The sequence below is a fragment of the Aurantimonas sp. A3-2-R12 genome, assembly GCF_036016755.1.
GTDB classification, from domain to species: domain Bacteria; phylum Pseudomonadota; class Alphaproteobacteria; order Rhizobiales; family Rhizobiaceae; genus Aurantimonas; species Aurantimonas coralicida_A.
In genome coordinates, this window is the sequence record NZ_JAYXIH010000024.1 from 16488 (window position 1) to 37630 (window position 21143).

Here is a 21143-nt window from a genome sequence, read left to right on the forward strand (position 1 = left end):
GACATCAAAGATTCCGCCCGATCGCCAGGAATTTCTCCCGACGCTGGCGCCGCAGGGCCTCGCCGTCCAGGCTCGCCAATTCGGCAAAGGCGGCCCGCACGTTATCCGCCGCATTGTCGATCCCTTCCTCCGGCGAGCGATGAATGCCCCCGACGGGTTCCTCGACGATGGCGTCGATGACGCCGAAGCCCATCAGATCCTGCGCGGTGATCTTCATCGCCTGAGCGACGTCGCGCGCCCGCGTCGCGTCGCGCCAGAGGATCGAGGCGCCGGCCTCCGGCGAAATGACGGAATAGATCGCGTGCTCGAGCATGAGCACACGATTGGCCGTGGCGATGGCGATGGCCCCGCCGGAGCCGCCCTCACCGATCACCAGCGAGACCATCGGGACCTTGAGATTGAGGCAGGCCTCCGTCGACCGAGCGATGGCCTCGGCCTGGCCGCGCTCCTCGGCGCCGATACCGGGATAGGCGCCCGCCGTGTCGACGAGGGTGAGTACGGGGATGGCGAAGCGTTCGGCGAGTTCCATGATGCGGACGGCCTTGCGGTAGCCCTCGGGCCGGGCCATGCCGAAATTATGCTTGAGGCGGGCTTGCGTGTCCGAGCCCTTTTCCTGGCCGATGACCGCGATCGGCTGGCCGTCGAGGCGGCCGAATCCGCTGATGATCGCGTAATCCTCGGCGTAGAAGCGGTCGCCGGCCAGCGGCACGAAATCGGTGATCAGTCGGTTGATATAGTCCAGGCAATGCGGCCGGTCGGGATGCCGCGCCACCTGGGTCTTCTGCCACGGAGTCAGCTTGCGGTAGAGGTCGGCCAAGGCATCGCGCGAACGCTTTTCGAGCCGCTGGATCTCGTCGGTGACGTCGACGGCGTCCTTGCCCCCCTCGATCTTCTTCAATTCGATGATCTGGCCTTCCAGATCCGCGACCGGTTTTTCGAAATCGAGATAATTGTGCATCGGTTACGCGGCGTCGGCCGTCCTTTGGATGTGGCGACCGGCAGGGCGGCCGGTGAGCCGCGAGGCAAAATCGGCGGCGGTCCGTTCGGCCACCCTCCGACGCCATCGGCTGAAGGTCTTCATGCGCGGCGGAAACTGGCTACGCGCCGCCACCTTGTCAAGGAATCCCGCGCGCCGCATCAATCGCCGCTCAGCGCCGACAGCGGATGATGATCGGTTACGAGGCGGATCAAGCGTTCTTCCAGAACATGAGTGTAGATCTGCGTCGTTGAAATATCGGCATGACCGAGAAGTTCCTGTACCGCCCGCAGATCGGCGCCGTTCTGCAGAAGATGGCTGGCGAAGGCATGGCGCAAGACGTGCGGCGACATCCGCGCGGCGGGAATGCCGGCACGAACCGCGAGCGCTTTGAGGTCGCGCGCGAAGGCTTGCCGGGTCAGGTGTCCGCTTTCCGAGAGCGCCGGAAAGAGCCATTGCCCGTCGTCGGCGATGCCCGCCGCCCGCATCGCCTCGGCAAATCGCGCCAAGGCTTCCCGGGCGGCCTCGCCGATCGGCACCATCCGCTCCTTGTCGCCCTTGCCGCGCACGACGATCATCCGGTTTTTCGCCCGAAGCACCGACAGCGGCAGGCTGACGAGTTCGGAGACCCTCAGCCCGGTGGCATAGAGAAGCTCGACCAGCGCGCACATCCGTGCCGCCCGTGCGCGGCGGCGCGGCGAAGCCTCCGGGTCTCGCGCCTCCTCGTCGGCCCGGCCGATCAGCCGGTCGACCTCGTCCTCGCTCATGATCTTCGGCAGCGGCCGTTTTTTCCGCGCGCCCTCGATCGGCCCAGTGGGATCGTCGCCACGGCGGCCTTCGGCATAGAGAAAGCGGTAGAACTGGCGCAGCGCCGACAACCGCCGCGAGCGGCTGCTCTCGGCAAAGCCGCGGGCGCCGAGCCGCGCGATATAGGCGCGAATATCATCCGTCTGCGCGCCCGTCAGCGAACCGCCCTGCCCGGCGACGAAGCCCGCCGCGTCCTCGAGATCGCGCCGATAGGCGGCGATGGTGTTGTCGGAAGCGCCCCGTTCCACCGCCATCATCTCGAGGAAGCTTTCGATGTCGGCTTCGTCGCGCCGGCCGACCGAGCCGGCGGCAACGGGCGGAGCGGGGGCCGCGCTCATCGGCGCAGGCTCTCCGTCGGCGCCCCCGGATCGAGCTGCGGCAACGGCACCTCGACCGTCATCTCGTGGCGGGTCGGTTGGACGAAGTAGACGAGCGCCGCCATGATGCCGTAGATGATGCCGGCGAGGATGAGAAGCGTCGTCAGGAGGCGAACGAGGGTCGGCATCGTGGTCTGGCGCACTCACTGCTGGGTCGGATCCCGTTGCGGCCATTTGCTTCTAGTGAGAATGGCGCGGGACGCAAGCGACGCGTCCGGTTCTGTTCCGGCATAACCGACGGTTTTTAAGATTTCCTGTCCTTCGGCACACGCCGAAGCACGGGACGGTAACGAAAGGCGCCATGAGAAGCGAATTGTCCCCGGACGGAACAGCGGCGATCCAGGACCGACTCGGCAACCGTTCGATCGCGCTCATCGGCCTGATGGGCGCTGGCAAGACGACGGTCGGCCGTCGGCTCGCCGCATTGCTCGCCTTGCCGTTTTGCGACACCGACGTCGAGATCGAGGCGGCGTCGCGCATGACCATACCTGAGCTGTTCGAGGCCTATGGCGAGCCCGAGTTCCGGGCCCTGGAGGCGCGCGTTGTTGCCCGCCTCGCCGCCGAGGGCCCGCGGGTGATCGCGACCGGCGGCGGCGCCTATCTGCACGCGGAAACGCGCGCCATGCTGAAGCGGACGGCGATCACGGTCTGGCTGAAGGCCGATCTAGAAACGCTGATGGAGCGGGTGTCGCGCCGGTCCAATCGGCCGCTGCTGCAGACTGATGACCCGCGCGAGGTCATGCGCCGCCTCATCGACATTCGTTATCCGGTCTACGCCGAGGCCGACATCACTATCGGCACGCGCGACGTGAAGCGCGACATCATCGCGGCCGAGATTCTCGAAGCCTTGGACCGACACCTCGAGACGGAGAGTACCCGATGAAACGTGAAGCGGCCTATCAGGCGGACAACGACGCCACGGCACACCGGCGCGTCGTCGTCGATCTGGGAACGCGCTCCTACGACATCCTGATCGGCCCCGGCCTCATCGACGCGGCCGGCGAGGAGATCGCGCGCCGGCTGCCGGGCATTCGCGCCGCGGTGGTCACCGACGAGACCGTCGCCGGCCTGCATCTGGAGCGTCTGTCGATCGCGCTGCGCGCCGCCGGCATCGACCATTCGACGATCGTCCTGCCGGCTGGCGAGACGACGAAATCCTTCGCGCACCTGACCCGGGTCGTCGACGAGGTGCTGGCGCAGCGCCTGGAGCGCGACGACGCGGTCATCGCCCTCGGTGGCGGCGTGATCGGCGACCTCGCCGGCTTCGCCAGCGCGATCGTGCGGCGCGGCATGCGCTTCGTCCAGGTGCCGACCACGCTCCTCGCCCAGGTCGATTCGTCCGTCGGCGGCAAGACCGGCATCAACTCGCCGCACGGCAAGAACCTCGTCGGGGCGTTCCATCAGCCGTCCCTCGTCCTCGCCGACACGGCTTTGCTCGACACGCTGTCGCCGCGCGAATTCGCGGCCGGATACGCCGAGCTCATCAAATACGGGCTGATTGACCGACCGGAATTCTTCGACTGGCTCGATCGCCACCGCGAAGCGGTCTTCGCCGGCGGCCCCGAGCGGGCGGACGCGATTCGGCAAAGCTGCGAGGCGAAGGCTGCCGTGGTGGCGGCGGACGAACGCGAGGACGGCAGCCGCGCGCTGCTGAATCTCGGCCACACCTTCGGCCACGCGCTGGAAGCCGCGGTCGGTTATGATTCGAGCCGGCTCGTGCATGGCGAGGGGGTCGCGATCGGCATGACGCTCGCCTACCGCTTCTCGGCCGAACTCGGTCTCTGCCCGGCCGAGGCCGCCGAGCGTTGCGAAGCGCATCTTCAGGCCGCCGGCCTGCCGACCCGGATCGGCGCGATCCCCGGCACGCCGCTCACCACCGCGCAGCTGATGGCCGGCATTGCCCAGGACAAGAAGGTCAAACGCGGCCGCCTGACCTTCATCCTGACCCGGGGCATCGGCCAGGCGTTCGTGGAGTCCGCTGTCGCGCCGGCAGCCGTCGAAGCCTTTCTCGACCGGGAGAACGCCCGATGACCACCACCTTGTGGATTATGCTCGCCATCGTTCTGGTCCTGGTTTCGATATCGGCGTTTTTCTCAGGCTCCGAGACCGCCTTGACCGCCGTGTCGCGCGCGCGGCTGATGAGTTTCGAGAAGAACGGCGACCTGCGAGCCGGGATCGTGCAGCGGCTGATCGAGCAGAAGGATCGGCTGATCGGCGCGCTGCTGATCGGCAACAATCTCGTCAACATCCTCGCCTCGTCGCTGGCCACCACCGCTTTTCTCCAGCTCTTCGGGGAGGCCGGCGTCGTCTACGCGACCATCGCCATGACCATCATCGTCGTCATTTTCGGCGAGGTTCTGCCGAAATCGGCCGCGATCGCCCGGCCCGACGGGTTTTCGCTCGCCGTCGCCCGGCCGGTCTCGGTTATGGTCGCGCTGTTCGGGCCGTTGACCCGCATCGTCAACTGGATCGTCCGGCGCGTCCTCGCCATGTTCGGCGTCAGCCTGGAATCCGACGCCTCGCTGCTGACCGCCCACGAGGAACTGCGCGGCGCCGTCGAAGTGCTCCACCGCGAGGGCGCGCTCGTCAATGCCGACCGCAACCGGCTGGGCGGACTGCTCGACCTGCACGAGCTCGAAGTCTCCGACGTGATGATCCACCGCACCGGGATGCGGCAAGTGAACGCCGATGACGGACCGGCCGAAATCGTCAAGCAGATCCTCGAAAGCCCTTACACCCGCTTGCCCGTGTGGCGTGGCCACTACGACAATATCGTTGGGGTGATTCACGCCAAGGATCTACTGCGCGCCCTGCATGACGTCGAAAACGACCCCGCCAAGGTGGACATCCTCAATATCTGCACCGCCCCCTGGTTTGTGCCCGAGACGACGACGCTGCAGGACCAGCTCAACGCCTTTTTGCGCCGCAAGTCGCATTTCGCCATTGTCGTCGACGAATATGGCGAGGTCGAAGGGCTGATCACGCTCGAAGACATTCTGGAAGAGATCGTCGGCAACATCGCCGACGAGCACGACATCGACATGCAGGGCGTCAAGATCGAGGCCGATGGCTCGGTCATCGTCGACGGCCAGGTGCCCATCCGCGACCTCAACCGGGCGCTGGACTGGAACCTGCCGGACGAGGAGGCGGTGACGATCGCCGGGCTGGTCATCCATGAAACCCAGACGATCCCGGAAGAGCGGCAGGCCTTCACCTTCTTCCACAAGCGCTTCACCGTCCTCAAGCGCGAGAAGAACCGCATCGCCAAGCTGCGCATCCGACCGGCGACCGTGCTGGTGCCACCGAAAAAACTCGGCGGTCACGCAGCCGCGGCCGGCGCCTCGGCGCCGCTGCCGGAGACCGATGGCGACTTCGACGACGACTACGATATGTTCGAGAACGAAGCCGTCATATCGGCCGACGAGGCCGATGGCTCACCGGGCCCGGAAGGGCTGGAGGACAGCGCTGATCTACCGGCATCGGACAGCGAAGATTCAGACGATCGACGTGACTGATCCTCAGATCACTGCGATCTTTTGTCGCCGCGACCGAATCAGCGCCGTGTCGCCTCGCCGGGCGCCGAGGCCTCGATCGCCAGTGCATGCACGCCGGAGGCCAATTGCTCCTTCAAAATCGCATTGACCGCCCGGTGGCGTTCGACGCGGCTCTTGCCGGCGAAGGCCTCGCTCACCAGTCTGACGCGGAAATGCGTGCCCCCGGAGCCGTCGAAGGTGGCGTCATCTCCACTTTCAGCATGATGATGGCCGGCGTGGAGATGGCTTTCGTCGATGACGGCCAGCGTCTCGGGCGCGAATGCCTCGGCCAGTTTCGTCTCGATTGTGGTCTTGATATTCATGGACGTCTTTGTCTCCTGAGGCCGATTTTCTGGCCGATTTCGGCCCCGTGAAGCTTGCGCGAAACCGCCGGACCCCTTGAGTTTCCGGCTTTTTCCGTTCTGTCAATTCTTGTTCGTTCGGGTGTAGGGCACCATAATCCACCGCAATGAAGCTCGATTCAAAATATTTCGACGCGATCCGCGTCAAAGGCAAACGTGCCGCCGACAAGCCGCGCGCGCCCGAATGCGCGTGGGAAGGCTGCGACGAGGCCGGCATCTACAAGGCACCGATGGGTCGCGACCACGAGGGTCAGTATCTGCATTTCTGCGTCGACCACGTCCGGCAGTACAACAAGTCCTACAACTATTTTTCCGGTCTCGATGACAAGGACATCCAGCGCCACCTCAAGGATTCGCTGACCGGCGACCGCCCGACCTGGAAAATGGGCCACAGCGGCGCGGCCCCCGGCGACGCGGCAAAGGCGGCAACGGCCGCCCGCACCAAGCGCAGGAACGGGCGGACGCGGGACCCCTTCAACATCTTCACCGGCGAGGACGCCCCACCCCGGCCGCAAGCCCGGCGGACGAAGGTCCGCTCCCTGGAGGCCAAGGCGCTGAAGACGCTGGATCTGAGCCAGCAGGCGTCTGCGGAAGCCATTCGCGCGCGCTACAAGAACCTCGTCAAGCAGCTGCATCCCGATGCCAATGGCGGCGACCGCGGCACCGAAGATCGGTTGCGTGAAGTGATTCAAGCCTACAAGCTTTTGAAACAATCCGGATTTTGCTAGGCCATTCACGGCGGAGCTTGCAGCTTGCGCCGTGACGCCGGTCCTAAAGACCGGCGTCGTATTCAATTGTCACCGGGAAGGCCGTTGGGCGCCCGGCGGCATGGTATGGCAGATTTGACAGGGTCCGCGGCGAATCGCCCGAACGAGTGCCGGACCGTTGGAGGTATGATGAGTGCAGCGGAACAGGAAGTGGCCNGTATGGCAGATTTGACAGGGTCCGCGGCGAATCGCCCGAACGAGTGCCGGACCGTTGGAGGTATGATGAGTGCAGCGGAACAGGAAGTGGCCGGCCTGCCGGACACCACGATCTCCGTCCGCGAAACCTTCGGTTTCGAAAGCGACCTGACCGTCCCAGCCTATTCGAAGAGCGACCTCCACGTTCCCGAGCTGGACCCCGATTACATCTTTGACAAGCCGACGACGCTGGCGATCCTGGCAGGCTTCGCCAAGAACCGCCGCGTCATGGTGTCGGGCTATCACGGCACCGGCAAGTCGACGCATATCGAGCAAGTGGCCGCGCGGCTGAACTGGCCCTGCGTGCGCGTCAATCTCGACAGCCATGTCAGCCGCATCGACCTGGTCGGCAAGGATGCGATCGTCGTGCGCGACGGCATGCAGGTCACCGAGTTTCGCGAAGGCATCCTGCCCTGGGCCTATCAGCACAATGTCGCGCTGGTCTTCGACGAATACGACGCCGGCCGCCCGGACGTGATGTTCGTCATCCAGCGGGTGCTGGAATCCTCCGGCCGCCTGACGCTGCTCGACCAGAGCCGCGTGGTGCGCCCGCATCCCGCCTTCCGGCTGTTCGCGACCGCCAACACCGTCGGCCTCGGCGATACGACCGGGCTCTATCACGGCACTCAGCAGATCAACCAGGCGCAGATGGACCGCTGGTCGATCGTCACGACGCTGAACTACCTGCCGCACGACAACGAGGTCGGCATCGTCGTCTCCAAGGCGAAAAGCTATAATTCGAAGGAGGGACGCGAGACCGTCTCCAAGATGGTGCGCGTCGCCGACCTCACCCGCTCGGCCTTCGTCAATGGCGATCTGTCGACGGTGATGAGCCCGCGCACGGTGATCACCTGGGCCGAGAACGCCGAGATTTTCGGCGACCTCGGCTTCGCCTTCCGGCTGACCTTCCTCAACAAATGCGACGATCTGGAACGCGCGCTCGTCGCGGAATTCTACCAGCGCGCCTTCGGCGAGGAACTGCCGGAAAGCGCGGCGAATATCGTGTTGGACTGACGGACGGACGGCCATGGCCCGCATCGGCGACAACCAGCGCCCCGCATCGCAGAAATCCGTCGACCGGGAGCCATTCCGGTGCGCCAACACACCGAATAGTGTGGGCTGATGGGAAAAACCATCGAGAAGATGCGTGCCAACCCCAAGGCCGATTGGCGAATTCGTGATGTTGAAAAAGCATGTCGCGAGGCCGGCGCGAAGTTTGCGGCTCCGCCGGGCGGTGGGTCGCATTTTTACGTCAAGATGGACGGGAAGCGGGATCGGCTGACAGTGCCCGCGCACAAACCGATCAAGCCACACTATATTCGCCAATTGATACGTTACCTTCAGAACCCAGATACCGAGTTGTGATGATGGCAAATTTCAAACATGCCGACGGCACGGCGTTCCGGCCGGAAGCCTATACGGTGACGGTAACACCGCTTTCTGAGGATGATGGCGGTGGATTCCTCGCAACGATCCCTGATTTGCCGGGGTGCATGGGCGATGGCGAGACTGAAATGGAAGCGATCTTGGACGTGAGATCCGCCGCCTTGTGCTGGATCGAAGGCGCTCTCGCCGACGGAGAGGATATCCCCACTCCATCCCGGCGGGCGCTCGAAGCCGCCGAGTAGACCATGGCCCGCATCGGCGACAACCAGCGCCCCGCATCGCATAAGCCCGTCGACCGGGAGCCGTTCCGGCGCGCCGTCTCGGGATGCCTGCGTGCCATCGCCGGCGATCCCGAACTCGAAGTCACCTACGCTTCCGAGCGGCCGGGGCTGTCCGGCGCGCGCGCGCGCTTGCCCGAACTGCCCAAGCGCGCCACCCGGAACGACCTTGCCGTCACCCGCGGCCTTGCCGACGCGATGGCGCTGCGCAAGGCGCGCCACGACACCAAGCTGCATGCCAGCCTGTCCCCCGAGGGCAAGGCCGCGCGGGCCGTCTACGACGCCGTCGAGCAGGCCCGCTGCGAGGCGATCGGCGCCAAGGCCATGCAGGGCGTCGGCGACAACCTCGCCGCCATGCTCGAGGACAAATATGTCCGCTCCAACCTCACCGACGTGACCGACCGGACCGACGCGCCGATCGAGGACGCGGTCGCGCTGATGGTACGCGAGAAGCTGACCGGCCGGCCGGTGCCCAAGAGCGCGCGGGCGCTGGTCGACGTCTGGCGCGACTTCGTCGACGGCAAGGCCGGTGAAAAATTCGACCGACTGACGGAAACCGTCGGCGATCAGGAAGATTTCGCTCGCGCCATGCGCGACATGCTCGTCTCGCTGGAGATGGCCGAAAAGCTCGGCGACGAGAACGAGAGCGAGGAAAGCGACGAGGACGAAGAGCAGGGCGACAGCCAGACCCGTGATTCGGAAGACGGCGGCTCGGAGAAGGAAAGCGGCACCGACGAGGCCGAGGCGCAGGAGAGCGAGACCGAGGGCGAGAACCAAGACGCGGCGGAAGCCGAATCGTCGGAAACCAGCGCCGAGGATCCGACCGACGACGACAGCCAGGACGCCGAAACCCCCGGCGATTCGCGGCGACCGAACCAGCCGCTGAACAATTCCAGCCTCGCCGCCGACTACAAGGTGTTCTCCCAGGCCTTCGACGAAATGATCGGCGCCGAGGAGCTGTGCGACGAGGCCGAGCTCGACCGGTTGCGCTCGTTTCTCGACAAGCAGCTCGCGGCGCTCCAAGGTGTTGTCGGGCGCCTCGCCAACCGCCTGCAGCGCCGCCTGATGGCGCAGCAGAACCGGTCGTGGGATTTCGATCTCGAGGAAGGCTACCTCGACAGCGCCAGGCTGCACCGCCTGGTCATCGATCCCATGCAGCCGCTCTCCTACAAGATGGAGCGCGACACCGACTTCCGCGACACGATCGTCACGCTGCTGATCGACAATTCCGGTTCGATGCGCGGCCGGCCGATCACCGTCGCGGCAACCTGCGCCGACATTCTCGCCCGTACGCTGGAGCGGTGCGGCGTCAAGGTCGAGGTGCTCGGCTTCACCACCCGCGCCTGGAAGGGCGGCCAGTCGCGCGAGACGTGGCTGAAGGCGGGCAAGCCGGCCAAGCCCGGCCGCCTCAACGATCTCAGGCACATCATCTACAAATCCGCCGATTCGCCCTGGCGCCGGGCGCGGCGCAATCTCGGCCTGATGATGCGCGAGGGGCTGCTCAAGGAGAACATCGACGGCGAGGCGCTGATCTGGGCGCACAACCGCCTGCTGGCGCGGCCCGAGCAGCGGCGCATTTTGATGATGATCTCGGACGGCGCGCCGGTCGACGATTCGACGCTGTCGGTCAATCCGGGCAATTATCTGGAACGGCATCTGCGCGCGGTGATCGAGGAGATCGAGACACGCTCGTCGGTCGAGCTGCTCGCCATCGGCATCGGTCACGACGTCACCCGCTACTATCGCCGGGCGGTGACCATCGTCGACGCCGAGGAGCTGGCCGGCGCGATGACCGAACAGCTCGCCGATCTCTTCGAGGACGAAAGCCGCGGCCGGAAGCCCCCGCGCCGCAAGGTCGCGGCCGGCGGACGGTATTGATGGCTCTATCGCAAGGCAGAGCGCGGTTCCTTGCGTCGCTTGTCGTGCTTGCGGCGCTGATGACGCCCGGCCAAGCGACGGAGGCGGAATCGATCGACGTCTCCGCCAAACCGATTGCCCACTTCGGCAAGGATTCCGCCTCGGGTCGTTACGGCGACCTCGATTTCGTCGGCGGCTTCGAATTCTGGTCGCGCGCCAGCCGCCTCAAGGGTGTCTCGGCGATCCGCCTGCTGGACGGCGGCGAGCGGTTCCTCGCCGTCACCGACACCGGCAACTGGTTCGCCGGCCGCATCGAGCGGGATGCCTCCGGCCGGCCGACAGGCTTTGGCGATGCCGTGATCGCGCCGCTTCTCGGTCCCGACGGCCAGCCGATGCGCGGCAAAATCGCCGCCGACGCCGAATCGCTGTCGATCGACGGCGACCGCGTGTTCGTCGGTTTCGAGCGCGATCACCGAATCTATGTCTACAAGAACCCGCGCGCGCCATTCGGCGAAACGGCCCGCGAAATCCCCTTGCCCCTCCCCCGGCACGAGTTGCGGACCAATCGCGGCATCGAGACGATCGCCACCGCCCCCGCCAAAAGCCCGCTTGCCGGCGCGCGGATCGCCATCGCGGAGCGGTCCATCGATCCCGACGGCAATCTCTTCGCGGCGATCTTCGACGGCGCCTCGAACGGTGTCTTCAAGGTCCGCAAGGACGCCGACTGGGACGCCTCCGACGGCGCTTTCCTCCCGGGTGGCGACCTCCTGCTGCTCGAACGCCGCTACCAAGGCTTCATGGGTGGCCTCGGCATCCGGATCCGCCGGATCGCCGGAGCGAGCATCCGGCCCGGTGCGCTCGTCGACGGTCCGGTACTCATGGAAGCCGATCTGTCGGACGAGATCGACAATATGGAAGGGCTGGACGTCTGGATCGATGCCGAGGGCGGCACCAGGCTCACCCTCGTTTCCGACGATAACGGCTCGATCTTCCAGCGCAATCTGCTCTTGGAGTTTCGTCTGCCGATCAGCCCGCGCCGATCAACTGATCAGCCGCGCTCGTCCGGTGTCCCTCAGGCCTGCGCGGTCCGATACGGCATGAACTGCTGCATGATGACCCGGTAGGGCACCAGCGCGAAGACGGCGATGAGGAGTTTCACTCCCAGATCGCCGAGCCCCCAGGACAACCAGCGCGGAGCTTCGGTGGCAAAAACGCCGAGAAGCGGAGCATTTTCCAACGCGAAGGGCTCGTTCGGCCCCAGGAACAGGAACACCGGCGCGAAGGCCACGGTGAAAAACACGAACGTATCGAGCACCGACCCCGAGATCGACGAGGCCGCCGGCGCCCGCCACCAGCTCGCCCCCCGCAACCGGTTGAAGACGGCGATGTCGAGCAACTGGGCCGCCAGGAACGCCGTGCCCGAGGCGATGGCGATGCGGAACAGGCGCTCGGCTGCTGTGGCGTAGCCGAGCAGGCCGAGATCGAACAGCAGCGGCGGCACCACGATCGAGCACAGCACCGCCATGGCAAAGCCCACATAGACGGCGCGCCGCGCCACCTGCGGGCCGTAGCGCCGGTTGGTGAGATCGGTGACCAGGAAGGCGAAGGGATAGACGAAGGCGCCCCAGGTCAGAATGTCCGCGAGTTGAAGCGAACCGAGCTGAGCAAAGAGGGGAAACTGCACGGCGATGTTCGCGGCGAGGACGATCGTCGTCATCGCCGCGACGGGCAGAAGATAGATTCGCAAGGGCTTCATTTTTTTAACCTGGGTAATGGAACCAGTATGCCGGACGCGGGGCTCGCGACCGGTAAGGATCATCGCATGGCCCGGCCGCCTCGCGCGGCCGGCAACAGCCTTAGCTGGCCGCGGCTTCGGTCGCCTTCTTGGCGATCTGACGCTTGAGCAGGCGGGCACGCTGCGACAACTCGCCGGCGTCCGCCTTGAGCAGGAAGGCGTCGAGGCCGCCACGATGCTCGACCGAGCGCAGCGCATACGCCGAAACGCGCAGGCGATAGCGCTGTCCGAGCGAATCGGAGATCAGCGTGACGTTGCACAGATTCGGCAAGAACTTGCGACGCGTCCTGTTGTTCGCGTGGCTGACATTGTTGCCTGACTGGACAGCTTTTCCAGTGAGTTCGCAGGTGCGTGACATCGGATCACCTTTCAGATTAACGTAACACCCGATCCGGGCGCGCCGCCGCTAGAGCGCCGTGCGTCCATCCGGACGCACAAAGGACGCTCTACCACTTTGATTGAGCATCGGAATGACCCAAAAACCGGATTCCACTTTTTGGTCCGATGCTCTAAACGGCGCGATCATCGCTGTCGGGCAAGACCGGAAATTCGACCGGCTCTATAGGCCGCGCGAAGGAATGCGTCAAGCCGTTACAACTTTGCGGGATCGCACTCCCGCGCCACAAAAGCGCACTGATCGCACTGTCACGGCTGCGTCAACGATTTTTCTCAGCCTTGAAGGCAAACCGATGACACTGAAACAGCTTCTTCTCGGCGTCGCGATACTGGCCGGGGTCCATGCGATCGGCCCGGCCGATGCCACGACCGATCGCCAGACGGTGACGACACAATACGGCATGGCGGTCATCGGCCTCAAGATCGGCAAGGCATCCTTCGACACGGTGATCGACGGTGGCCGTTTTTCGGTCAAGGGCACCCTCTCCTCCGCCGGCCTCGGCAGTTTGGTCTCCGACACCGCCGGCACCAGCCGGGTCTCCGGTCGGGTAACCGGCAAGAGCTTTGCCCCCGACAGCTACGGACTCGATTATTCGAGCGACGACAAGCGCTGGAAAAGCGAGGTCGCCTTCAGTGGTGGACGGGTCACCGCGGCGAGCGTCAGCCCGAAGCGCGAAAAGCCGAAGCCGAGCTACGTGCCGGTCAAGCGATCCCAACTCGCCGCCGTCGTCGACCCCTTGAGCGGCCTGATGATCAAGACGAGCGACGCCGCCTCCGTGTGCAAGCGAACCCTGCCCTTCTACGACGGCTGGTCGCGACTCGACCTGCGGCTTACGCCGGCCGGAACGAAGACCTATTCGATGCCCGGCTATTCCGGTCCGGCCACGATCTGCAACGTCAAGATCCGGCCGGTCGGCGGCTATGACGCATCGTCGAAGGGCCTGACCTATCTGGCAAAGCAGACGATCCAGATCTGGTTCGCGCCGATCGCGCGCCCCGATCTTTTCGTGCCGGTCTACGCCCGCATCCCGACCCAGGTCGGATCCCTGACGCTGCAAGCGACCTCCGTGTCGGTGAAGTGACCGTCAGAGCCTTGTTCCTGAGCACCGCATTGACCGGATAACGGCCTGCCGCCCATAAGCACGCGTCGATACGGATTGTGGGACGCGGGTTTGGGAACTTTTCTGGGCTTTTCGGCGGTGCTGATGTGGTCGCTGCTGGCGCTTTTGACGGCCCGCAGCGGCGCGGTGCCGCCGTTTCAGCTCGCCGCCATGACGTTCGTCATTGCCACTCTCGTCGGTCTTGTCGCAATGAAAGCCCGCGGAACCGGGATGGCGGTGTTCCGGCAACCGCTGGCCGTCTGGATTCTCGGCGTAGGCGGGCTGTTCGGCTATCACGCGCTCTATTTCGCCGCCCTGCGCAATGCCCCGACGGCCGAGGCGAGCCTGATCGCCTATCTCTGGCCGCTGTTCATCGTGCTCGGCTCTGCCATGCTTCCCGGCGAGCGGCTGCGCTGGTTTCACGCAGCGGGCGCCTTCCTCGGCCTTGCCGGCGCGGCGCTGATTGTCACCGGTGGCGGCGCCATCGCCTTTTCGCCCGACTACGTCTTTGGTTATGCGCTGGCCGGGCTCTGCGCCCTCACCTGGTCGAGCTATTCCCTGCTGTCGCGCCGCTTCGGCACTGTTCCGAGCGACGTCGTCACCGGTTTCTGCGCAGGAACGGCGGTGCTCTCGCTGATCGCTCACCTCATCTTCGAGGCAACCGTCTGGCCGCAGACCTCCGGCGAATGGCTGGCCGTCCTCCTGCTGGGGCTGCTGCCGGTCGGCGGCGCCTTCTATGTTTGGGACCACGGCGTCAAGCACGGCAACATCCAGATCATCGGCGCGTCGAGCTATGCCGCGCCGCTCCTGTCGACGCTGGTCCTGGTCGCGGCGGGGGAAGCGGCCCTGACTGGCGCAATCGTCGCGGCCGCCGTGCTGATCACCCTCGGCGCCTGCCTCGCGGCGCTGCCGCTGTTTCGGCGGCTGCTGCCAAACTGATCGCCAGTGATTGTGAACGGCGCACAACGGCGCGTTCACGACCGGATCACCCGCGATTTCCTACACATCATCCATCGTCATCGGACGCCACTTCTGGACGTCGCAACGAAGGAAGACTGCAATGAAGCGCCTGATTATCACTGCCGCCGCCCTCGCCAGCCTGTTCTCCGCCGCCACCTTGGATATCGCCTCGGCCGGCAGCCGCACCGTCGTCAACCAGTCCGGTTGGGGCAATGGCGCCGCGATCAGCCAGGACGGCTCGTCCAGCGTGATCTTCCAGACCCAGCGTGGTCGGCGCAACGACGTCAGAACCATACAGAAGGGGAACCGCAACTACTCCGACACCTTCCAGCGCGGCCGCTCCAACCGGGCATTCACCGACCAGCTTGGCGCGCGCAACGAGGTCGTGATCGGCCAGGAGGGCAGCCGCAACTATGGTGAGATCACCCAGACCGGGCGCGGCAACATCGCCGGGGCCGCGCAAATGGGCAGCGACAACGAGGCCATGATCCAGCAGAGCGGCAGCAATAACGCCGCCGCGACCATCCAGGTCGGCAGCGGCCAGAGCACCAGCATCGTCCAGAGTGGCGGAAACAATATCTCCGTCGTGATCCAGGGACGCCGCTGATCCCGCGTCACACGGGTGGAGGCGATCCGCTTCCACCCAGCCCGGCGAACGGACAACCATCGGAGACCAAAATGTCCCTGCCATTGAAGACCGCAATCCTGACCGCCGCCCTCGCTCTCGTCGCCGGCTTCACCGCCTCGGCGCAGACCGAGAGAAGCGCCGATGCCGCCATCTCATGCAGGATCGAAAAGATCGAGGCCAGCGGCGGCGTTACCCTCAATGCCATCGCCGAAAGCCACAAGGCGATCGCGGGAACCTATCTGTTCGAGGTGCAAAAACGCGGTGGAGGCGGCATTTCGAGCTCCGCGCAAAGCGGCGATTTCCAGCTGAAAGCAGATGAAACCACGGTCTTGGGCGTGGTCGGCCTCGGCGGCTCGGACCGGTTGACCTATGATGCCGATCTCACGCTGACATCCTTCGACGGCAAGCTGCTTTGCCGTCACGACTGATACCAACCTGCGGTGATAGGTCGGCTCCGAGTTGGTTCGGCCCGGAGCCGGCGATCAGTCCTTGGCGGTCTCGCGCGGCGTCGGCCGCCAGTCCTTCGGCGCCATCTCGAACGATTTGAACGTAAAGCCCGGCGCGACCGTGCAGCCGACCAGCGTGTATTCGCCAAGGCTCGTCGCGGTCTGCCACCAGCCGGCGGGCACGACGAATTGCGGCGATTCATGTTCGCCGACATCCGGGCCGAGGCGATGGGACGACGCCGCGTGGCCGTCTTCCGACACCGTAATCACCAGCGGCGCGCCGCCATACCAGTGCCAGACCTCGACGGCGTCCTTGACCCGATGCCATTGCGACGTCTCGCCTTCCTCCAGCAGATAGTAGATCGCCGTCGAGCGGGCCCGACCCTTGCCCTTCGCCGGTTCGTCGCGAAAGGTTTCGCGATACCAGCCGCCTTCGGGATGCGGTTTCAGGTCGAGCGTTTTGACGATTTTCAGGGCGGCCGAACTCATCAGTATTGATCCCTCTTCTTGCGGATGGCGGCGAACACGTCGGCGGGCTCGGCATCCGCCATGCCCATCGCTTGCATCAGCGCCGGGTCGTCGGCGCGCAGAAACGGATTGGTCTTTTTCTCGCGCCCGAGCGAGACCGGCAGCGTCGGCTTGCCGTCGGCCCGCAGCGCCGCGACCTCCCGCGCCCGCTCTTGCAAGGCGGAATTGTCCGGATCGACGTCCATGGCGCATTTGGCGTTGGTGGCGGTGTATTCGTGGCCGCAATACAGCATCGTCTCGTCGGGCAGCGCCCTGAGGCGCTTCAGCGACTCCCACATCATCGCCGCATCGCCCTCGAACAGCCGGCCGCAGCCGAGCGAGAACAGCGCATCGGCGGCGAAGACGGCCTTGGCGTCTGGCAGATAATAGGAGATTTCGCCGAGCGTATGCCCCGGCGTATCGATCGCCTCGACGCGAATCCCGCCCAGTTCGAACGTATCGCCGCCGGAGACCGACCGGTCGATGCCGGGGATCTTCGCCCGCTCCTTTTCCGGGCCGATGATCTCGACCCCGAACCGCGCCTTCAACGCCTCGTTCGCCGCGACATGGTCGCCGTGGTGATGCGTCGTCAGGATATGGGTGAGATTCCAGCCGGCCTTCGTGAGTTCGGCGAGGATCGGCGCCTCCTCCGGCGCGTCGATGGCGATCGTCGTGCCGCTGTCCTTGGCGTGGACGAGCACGCCGAAATTGTCGCCGCGGCAAACGAATTGACGAATTTCGATCTCGGCCATGGAGGTCTTCCCTTCATTGAATGCGGTGCATTGTCGAGTTAGGGCGCTGCGGCGCCATGTCAGCCGCCGGGCGCAGCCCCGCCGCCTCGCGAACGAACTGAGGCCGTTCCCCCGAAAGAGAGTTTCGACCCAGCTTCCGAGCGTCCTATAGTGGCTGTCCGATCCGTCGCAGCTGGAGCAGCGGACCAAAAAGTGGAATCCGGTTTTTGGATCATTCCGATGCGCAATCTAAATGTTAGAGCGTCCTTTGTGCGTCCGAACGGGCGCACGGCGCTCTAAGCGGCGAACAGGGAGCCGTCCACACTGACCACCAATGCCGACATCGTCGACCTTCGCGACTTCTACGCCTCGCCCCTGGGTCTTGCGGCCGCGCGCGCCGTATCGCTGGCTTTGACGCCGTTGTGGCGGCCGATCTCGGACGAGCGGCTGGTCGGGCTCGGCTATGCCGTGCCCTATATCGACCGCTTCGCCGCCGATGCCGAGCGGGCCTTCGCCTTCATGCCGGCCGCGCAGGGCGCGCAGAACTGGCCGATGGGCGCCGCGTCGCTGTCGGCTCTGGTTGGCGTCGAGGATCTGCCGCTCGGCGACGCCTCGGTCGACCGCGTCCTCATCATCCATGCGCTGGAATTCGCCGAAAGCCCGGAAGCCATGCTGAGCGAGGTCTGGCGGGTGCTGGCGCCGGGCGGGCGCATCGTCATTGTCGCGCCGCACCGGCGCGGCGTCTGGGCGCGCTTCGAGCACACGCCGTTCGGTTCGGGCCGGCCGTGGTCGCGGGGTCAGCTCACGCGGCTCCTGCGCGGCGCGATGTTCACGCCGTCCGCCTGGGCCGAGGCGCTCTTGTTTCCGCCGTTCCGGCGTCGCTCGCTGCTTGGCTTCGCCGCGCCGCTCGAACGCCTCGGCCGCGACCTGTGGCCGCTCTTCGCGGGCGTCGTCGTCATCGAGGCGACCAAGCAGCTCTACCGGGGCGTTCCGGTGACCTCGACGGCCCGCGAGCGCCGCCGTGTGGTCAAGCCCGTGCTGGTCCCGGCCGGAGCGGGGGCGGGCGCCGGCGCACGGAGGGAGGCGTGATGGCATCGGCCGGATGCCCAAGGACTACCCACGGCATCTTGACTGTATCTCAGTTGAGATACATCTTGCTGGGATAGGAGACGATAGGATGGCTGGACAGAGTTCGATGCTGCACGTCCGCGTGGACGACGAAACCAAGGAGAAGGCGACCGCTGCCCTTGGCGCCATGGGCCTTTCGGTCTCTGAGGGTGTCCGCATTTTCCTGCGTCGCGTGGTGGCCGACCAGGCGTTTCCCCTGGAACTGAAGGTTCCGAATGATGAGACCCGTGCCGCGATGGCCGAGGCCGACGCGATCGTGGAAACGCGCCGGGCACGCTTTGCCACCGCTGACGCGCTGATGGCCGACCTTGAAACGAACGGCGGCAAGTAAGCGGGCAAGGCCGCCGCGCGCGTCCGACTATACCCGCTCCTTCCTCAAGGACTGGGAGCGCTTGTCGCGCTCCGGCCGTTACGACATGGGCCGGCTCAAGGAAGCGATGCTGCAGTTGATCGCCAATGACGGACCGCTCGGACCGGAATGGCGTGATCACCCGCTGAAAGGCGGGTGGGAAGGACATCGCGAATGCCATATCGGCGGCGATTTCCTGCTCGTCTACAAGCTCGACCAAAGCGGCCTCATCGTTTTCGTCCGCTCCGGCACGCATACGGAGCTGTTCGACGAGTAACGCGGCAAGCTCCGCTCATCGAAGCGATGGTGAGAGGACCAAAGGGCCGCCTCGGCAAGCGGAGATACCGCGGAGGTGGCCATTCTGATTCAAGCGGCCGAAATCGCCCCCTTCGTGCACGCAATGACACTGGCTGGTTCGAACGGTTTGCAGACTGTTCTTTCGGCCCGACAGCTTCCGACTTGAGCCCTAAGCCGACAACTTCCGGTCGGCCGTTTTCATCACGCCCGGACACCGCATGCTCGGACCGGTCCAATATTCTGTCCATCCGGACTGTCACCGTCTGCTCAGAATTCTCACCTCACCTGCTTACCCCTTCCAAACGGAAGACGCTCGCGGGCTTGCAGCGTAACCCCACTACCGCCGGTAGGGACTCCTATCCCTGAGAACGCAAAATATTTCGCAGGAAAGCAATAAAACGCAATGGCGCTAAAGTCCGCGAGGCTGCCATGATCGGTTAGAGCGCTCCTCGCCATTTGCTGCTGGCCAGCGGATGTCTGCTCGCAAGCCGGGGGCAAGAAACTTCGAAAGGCAGGCTACTCCTGCCTCCCTCAACCCACGGGAGCACCGATGAGCACCGATGAGCACATTCGGATCACATGATCACCCGCGATCACTACTATTCTCCGCTAACCCATTAAAAAATAAAGGAGATAAAAAATGCGCGATGTCGAGTGACACGCGAGTTTACAACATATGTGCACGACAATATGCTTGAATCCTGCATATACGCTGTAATGAACTCTAATTGTAAACAACTAAGTATTTGAAATTATTACATTTTCCGCTATATTCCTCTTGCGAGTCAACGATGGGCGTCCAAACCTCATCCGCTTAGTTCGCGTCACCACAACGCGGCGGGGTCCAAACCCGCCGCACCTACCTTACAGCAGAGGGAGACAAAAATGAACGCGAAGCGTAGAGCGGCGCTCCAAAGGAGTAAGGACAAGAGATCGTCCATTCGTGCCAGTATTTTTCCGGACCTCGATCAGAACCGAGTGTGGGACATTAAGGACACTGCAAAGACGAAGGGCTACTCGTCCATTCCTAGAACGATGCCCATAATTGGTGCCATTGTCGACTTACTGGCGGGAAAGGGAACCCCCGTGACATCGACATATCTTGAGCTATGGTGTCGCTCAGATGAGCAATGTTTTGTGATCGCAAACAAGCATTCTGAGATAGCGTTCGCGTCCGGTTTCTCGGGTGAGCGCGGTGTATCAACATGGAAACAACGCATTCGAAAACTGGAGGCGCTTGGATTCATTTCCATCAAGTCAGGTTCGGCAGGAGACATCCACTATGTGCAAATCTGGAACCCGTATTTGGTGATCCGAGATCATGCAGACGCCAGCACCGACGGCTTTTCAGAGAAGCACTATCACGCATTCCTAGAGCGTTATCACGATATCGGCGCACTCGATCTTGAAGTGCCGGACCAGGCGGAAGAAGAACCGGTGGTCTAAGCCAAGCCGAAAGAGTACCCTGTCCGATGGAAGTCATCGACGCGGCAGAAAGCTGGGGCATCCGGTTACCTTGCTTTCACCTGTTTTGAGTCAAATCGGCACCGCACCCAAATCAGCCCTCAATAACAAAACCGCACAGCTCAGTTTCAATACTTCGACAGCCCCCTCACCGCCTCAGCACGAACACCGCCTGCTGGCCGAACAGGTTCCAGAACGCCCAGGGCATCTTCATCCCCATCTTCTGGCCGGTAGCGTTTATCGCCATCGCCAGCTCGACCTCGGCGCCGATCTCGTCGGCGAGCGCGACGAAGTCCCGGATCGTGCAGAAATGGATGTTGGGCGTGTCGTACCAGGAATGCGTCAGGTTACGCGTCACCGGCATCCGGCCGCGCAGGCCGAGCGACAGCCGGATCGACCAATGGCCGAAATTCGGGAACGACACGATCGCCCGCTCGCCGATCCTCAAGAGTTCGGTGAGAACGGTCTTCGGATTGCGGGTCGCCTGGATGGTCTGCGACAGGATGACGAAATCGAAGGCGGCGTCCGGATAATGGATGAGGTCGCGGTCGGCATCGCCCTGAATGACCGACAGGCCGCGTGCCACGCATTCATTGACGCCCGCCTGGCTCAGCTCGACGCCGCGCCCGTCGACCTGGCGACGCGCTTCGAGCAGCGACAGAAGCGCGCCGTCGCCGCAGCCGACGTCGAGCACCCGGCTTCCCGGCGTGACGAGGCCGGCGATCAGCTCCAGATCGATACGGGTCGACGCGTTGGCCGTGACGGTCTCGCTGGTGGCGACGGGGGTGTCCAGAACCGCCATCG

At 64.5% G+C, this 21143-nt stretch carries 26 protein-coding genes; 17 read left to right on the top strand and 9 right to left on the bottom strand.

Going from position 1 to position 21143, the window contains the following annotated elements; genetic code table 11:
- Positions 1 to 4 precede the first annotated feature (4 nt).
- The 3 genes from VSX60_RS13450 to VSX60_RS13460 all read right to left on the bottom strand — a co-directional run bounded on the left by VSX60_RS13450 (position 5) and on the right by VSX60_RS13460 (position 2303).
- On the bottom strand, positions 5 to 958 hold the full coding sequence (locus VSX60_RS13450; protein WP_327624723.1) for an acetyl-CoA carboxylase carboxyltransferase subunit alpha: 954 nt from the start codon (positions 956 to 958) through the stop codon (positions 5 to 7).
- Positions 959 to 1137: 179 nt separating this feature from the next.
- Complete coding sequence (locus tag VSX60_RS13455) at positions 1138 to 2121, bottom strand: site-specific tyrosine recombinase XerD (protein WP_327624724.1); 984 nt, start codon at positions 2119 to 2121, stop codon at positions 1138 to 1140.
- A complete protein-coding gene (locus tag VSX60_RS13460) occupies positions 2118 to 2303 on the bottom strand; it encodes a histidine kinase (protein WP_442872910.1) in 186 nt (61 codons plus the stop codon). Before VSX60_RS13460 ends, VSX60_RS13455 begins: the two co-directional genes overlap by 4 nt.
- Positions 2304 to 2461: 158 nt before the next feature.
- On the opposite strand from VSX60_RS13460, the gene VSX60_RS13465 reads away from it, so the two are divergent.
- From VSX60_RS13465 to VSX60_RS13475, 3 genes are read left to right on the top strand one after another with little or no spacing between them, the layout of a single operon-like run.
- Positions 2462 to 3043, top strand: a complete 582-nt coding sequence (locus VSX60_RS13465) for a shikimate kinase (protein ID WP_327624725.1) — start codon at positions 2462 to 2464, stop codon at positions 3041 to 3043.
- On the top strand, positions 3040 to 4191 hold the full coding sequence (gene aroB / locus VSX60_RS13470) for a 3-dehydroquinate synthase (RefSeq protein WP_327624726.1): 1152 nt from the start codon (positions 3040 to 3042) through the stop codon (positions 4189 to 4191). Before VSX60_RS13465 ends, aroB begins: the two co-directional genes overlap by 4 nt.
- Positions 4188 to 5675: an HlyC/CorC family transporter gene (locus VSX60_RS13475; RefSeq protein ID WP_327624727.1), complete on the top strand. Its 1488-nt coding sequence runs from the start codon at positions 4188 to 4190 to the stop codon at positions 5673 to 5675. The genes aroB and VSX60_RS13475 overlap by 4 nt, the downstream gene beginning before the upstream one ends.
- A 38-nt stretch (positions 5676 to 5713) precedes the next feature.
- On the opposite strand, the gene VSX60_RS13480 is transcribed toward VSX60_RS13475, so the two are convergent.
- Positions 5714 to 6016: a BolA family protein gene (locus tag VSX60_RS13480; RefSeq protein WP_327624728.1), complete on the bottom strand. Its 303-nt coding sequence runs from the start codon at positions 6014 to 6016 to the stop codon at positions 5714 to 5716.
- Positions 6017 to 6162: 146 nt separating this feature from the next.
- Here VSX60_RS13480 and VSX60_RS13485 point away from each other — a divergent pair, with 146 nt between their 5' ends.
- From VSX60_RS13485 to VSX60_RS13510, 6 genes are all read left to right on the top strand, one after another.
- Positions 6163 to 6783, top strand: a complete 621-nt coding sequence (locus VSX60_RS13485; RefSeq protein ID WP_327624729.1) for a J domain-containing protein — start codon at positions 6163 to 6165, stop codon at positions 6781 to 6783.
- Positions 6784 to 7044: 261 nt separating this feature from the next.
- Positions 7045 to 8031 (top strand): cobaltochelatase subunit CobS, encoded by a 987-nt coding sequence (gene cobS / locus VSX60_RS13490; RefSeq protein WP_327624730.1) that lies wholly within the window; start codon positions 7045 to 7047, stop codon positions 8029 to 8031.
- Between the two features lie 108 nt (positions 8032 to 8139).
- On the top strand, positions 8140 to 8382 hold the full coding sequence (locus tag VSX60_RS13495; protein WP_327624731.1) for a type II toxin-antitoxin system HicA family toxin: 243 nt from the start codon (positions 8140 to 8142) through the stop codon (positions 8380 to 8382).
- A 2-nt stretch (positions 8383 to 8384) separates the two neighbouring features.
- Entirely contained in the window at positions 8385 to 8645 is a 261-nt protein-coding gene (locus VSX60_RS13500; RefSeq protein ID WP_327624732.1) for a type II toxin-antitoxin system HicB family antitoxin, read from the top strand.
- A 3-nt stretch (positions 8646 to 8648) separates the two neighbouring features.
- Positions 8649 to 10559 carry a cobaltochelatase subunit CobT gene (gene cobT / locus VSX60_RS13505; RefSeq protein WP_327624733.1) on the top strand — a complete coding sequence of 637 codons (1911 nt, stop codon included), beginning with the start codon at positions 8649 to 8651 and terminating at the stop codon, positions 10557 to 10559.
- Positions 10559 to 11662, top strand: a complete 1104-nt coding sequence (locus VSX60_RS13510) for an esterase-like activity of phytase family protein (RefSeq protein WP_327624735.1) — start codon at positions 10559 to 10561, stop codon at positions 11660 to 11662. The genes cobT and VSX60_RS13510 overlap by 1 nt, the downstream gene beginning before the upstream one ends.
- On the opposite strand, the gene VSX60_RS13515 is transcribed toward VSX60_RS13510, so the two are convergent.
- Positions 11611 to 12294: a queuosine precursor transporter gene (locus VSX60_RS13515; protein ID WP_327624736.1), complete on the bottom strand. Its 684-nt coding sequence runs from the start codon at positions 12292 to 12294 to the stop codon at positions 11611 to 11613. The two genes, VSX60_RS13510 and VSX60_RS13515, sit on opposite strands and share 52 nt — an antisense overlap.
- A 100-nt stretch (positions 12295 to 12394) precedes the next feature.
- A complete protein-coding gene (gene rpmB, locus VSX60_RS13520; RefSeq protein ID WP_327624737.1) occupies positions 12395 to 12691 on the bottom strand; it encodes a 50S ribosomal protein L28 in 297 nt (98 codons plus the stop codon).
- 331 nt (positions 12692 to 13022) lie between these two features.
- Between rpmB and VSX60_RS13525 the strand changes: the two genes are divergently transcribed.
- The 4 genes from VSX60_RS13525 to csgH all read left to right on the top strand — a co-directional run bounded on the left by VSX60_RS13525 (position 13023) and on the right by csgH (position 15845).
- Positions 13023 to 13811: a DUF3108 domain-containing protein gene (locus VSX60_RS13525; protein ID WP_327624738.1), complete on the top strand. Its 789-nt coding sequence runs from the start codon at positions 13023 to 13025 to the stop codon at positions 13809 to 13811.
- Positions 13812 to 13901: 90 nt separating this feature from the next.
- On the top strand, positions 13902 to 14768 hold the full coding sequence (yddG, locus tag VSX60_RS13530; protein WP_327624739.1) for an aromatic amino acid exporter YddG: 867 nt from the start codon (positions 13902 to 13904) through the stop codon (positions 14766 to 14768).
- Positions 14769 to 14889: 121 nt separating this feature from the next.
- Entirely contained in the window at positions 14890 to 15396 is a 507-nt protein-coding gene (locus tag VSX60_RS13535; RefSeq protein ID WP_327624740.1) for a hypothetical protein, read from the top strand.
- A 71-nt stretch (positions 15397 to 15467) separates the two neighbouring features.
- A complete protein-coding gene (gene csgH / locus VSX60_RS13540; RefSeq protein WP_327624741.1) occupies positions 15468 to 15845 on the top strand; it encodes a curli-like amyloid fiber formation chaperone CsgH in 378 nt (125 codons plus the stop codon).
- Positions 15846 to 15899: 54 nt separating this feature from the next.
- Here csgH and VSX60_RS13545 read toward each other — a convergent pair whose 3' ends face one another.
- The gene (locus VSX60_RS13545) at positions 15900 to 16352 is read right to left on the bottom strand and encodes a cupin domain-containing protein (protein WP_327624742.1); all 453 of its coding nucleotides are present in this window, start codon (positions 16350 to 16352) and stop codon (positions 15900 to 15902) included.
- Complete coding sequence (gene gloB / locus VSX60_RS13550) at positions 16352 to 17122, bottom strand: hydroxyacylglutathione hydrolase (protein ID WP_327624743.1); 771 nt, start codon at positions 17120 to 17122, stop codon at positions 16352 to 16354. The genes VSX60_RS13545 and gloB overlap by 1 nt, the downstream gene beginning before the upstream one ends.
- A gap of 447 nt (positions 17123 to 17569) precedes the next feature.
- On the opposite strand from gloB, the gene VSX60_RS13555 reads away from it, so the two are divergent.
- The 4 genes from VSX60_RS13555 to VSX60_RS13570 all read left to right on the top strand — a co-directional run bounded on the left by VSX60_RS13555 (position 17570) and on the right by VSX60_RS13570 (position 20321).
- The gene (locus VSX60_RS13555; protein ID WP_327624783.1) at positions 17570 to 18190 is read left to right on the top strand and encodes a class I SAM-dependent methyltransferase; all 621 of its coding nucleotides are present in this window, start codon (positions 17570 to 17572) and stop codon (positions 18188 to 18190) included.
- Between the two features lie 88 nt (positions 18191 to 18278).
- Positions 18279 to 18560: a type II toxin-antitoxin system RelB/DinJ family antitoxin gene (locus VSX60_RS13560; RefSeq protein WP_327624744.1), complete on the top strand. Its 282-nt coding sequence runs from the start codon at positions 18279 to 18281 to the stop codon at positions 18558 to 18560.
- Positions 18538 to 18855, top strand: a complete 318-nt coding sequence (locus VSX60_RS13565; RefSeq protein WP_327624745.1) for a type II toxin-antitoxin system YafQ family toxin — start codon at positions 18538 to 18540, stop codon at positions 18853 to 18855. The genes VSX60_RS13560 and VSX60_RS13565 overlap by 23 nt, the downstream gene beginning before the upstream one ends.
- Positions 18856 to 19760: 905 nt before the next feature.
- The gene (locus tag VSX60_RS13570; protein ID WP_327624746.1) at positions 19761 to 20321 is read left to right on the top strand and encodes a hypothetical protein; all 561 of its coding nucleotides are present in this window, start codon (positions 19761 to 19763) and stop codon (positions 20319 to 20321) included.
- 166 nt (positions 20322 to 20487) lie between these two features.
- Here the strand turns inward: VSX60_RS13570 and metW are convergent, their stop codons facing one another.
- Entirely contained in the window at positions 20488 to 21141 is a 654-nt protein-coding gene (metW, locus tag VSX60_RS13575; RefSeq protein ID WP_327624747.1) for a methionine biosynthesis protein MetW, read from the bottom strand.
- Positions 21142 to 21143 lie beyond the last annotated feature (2 nt).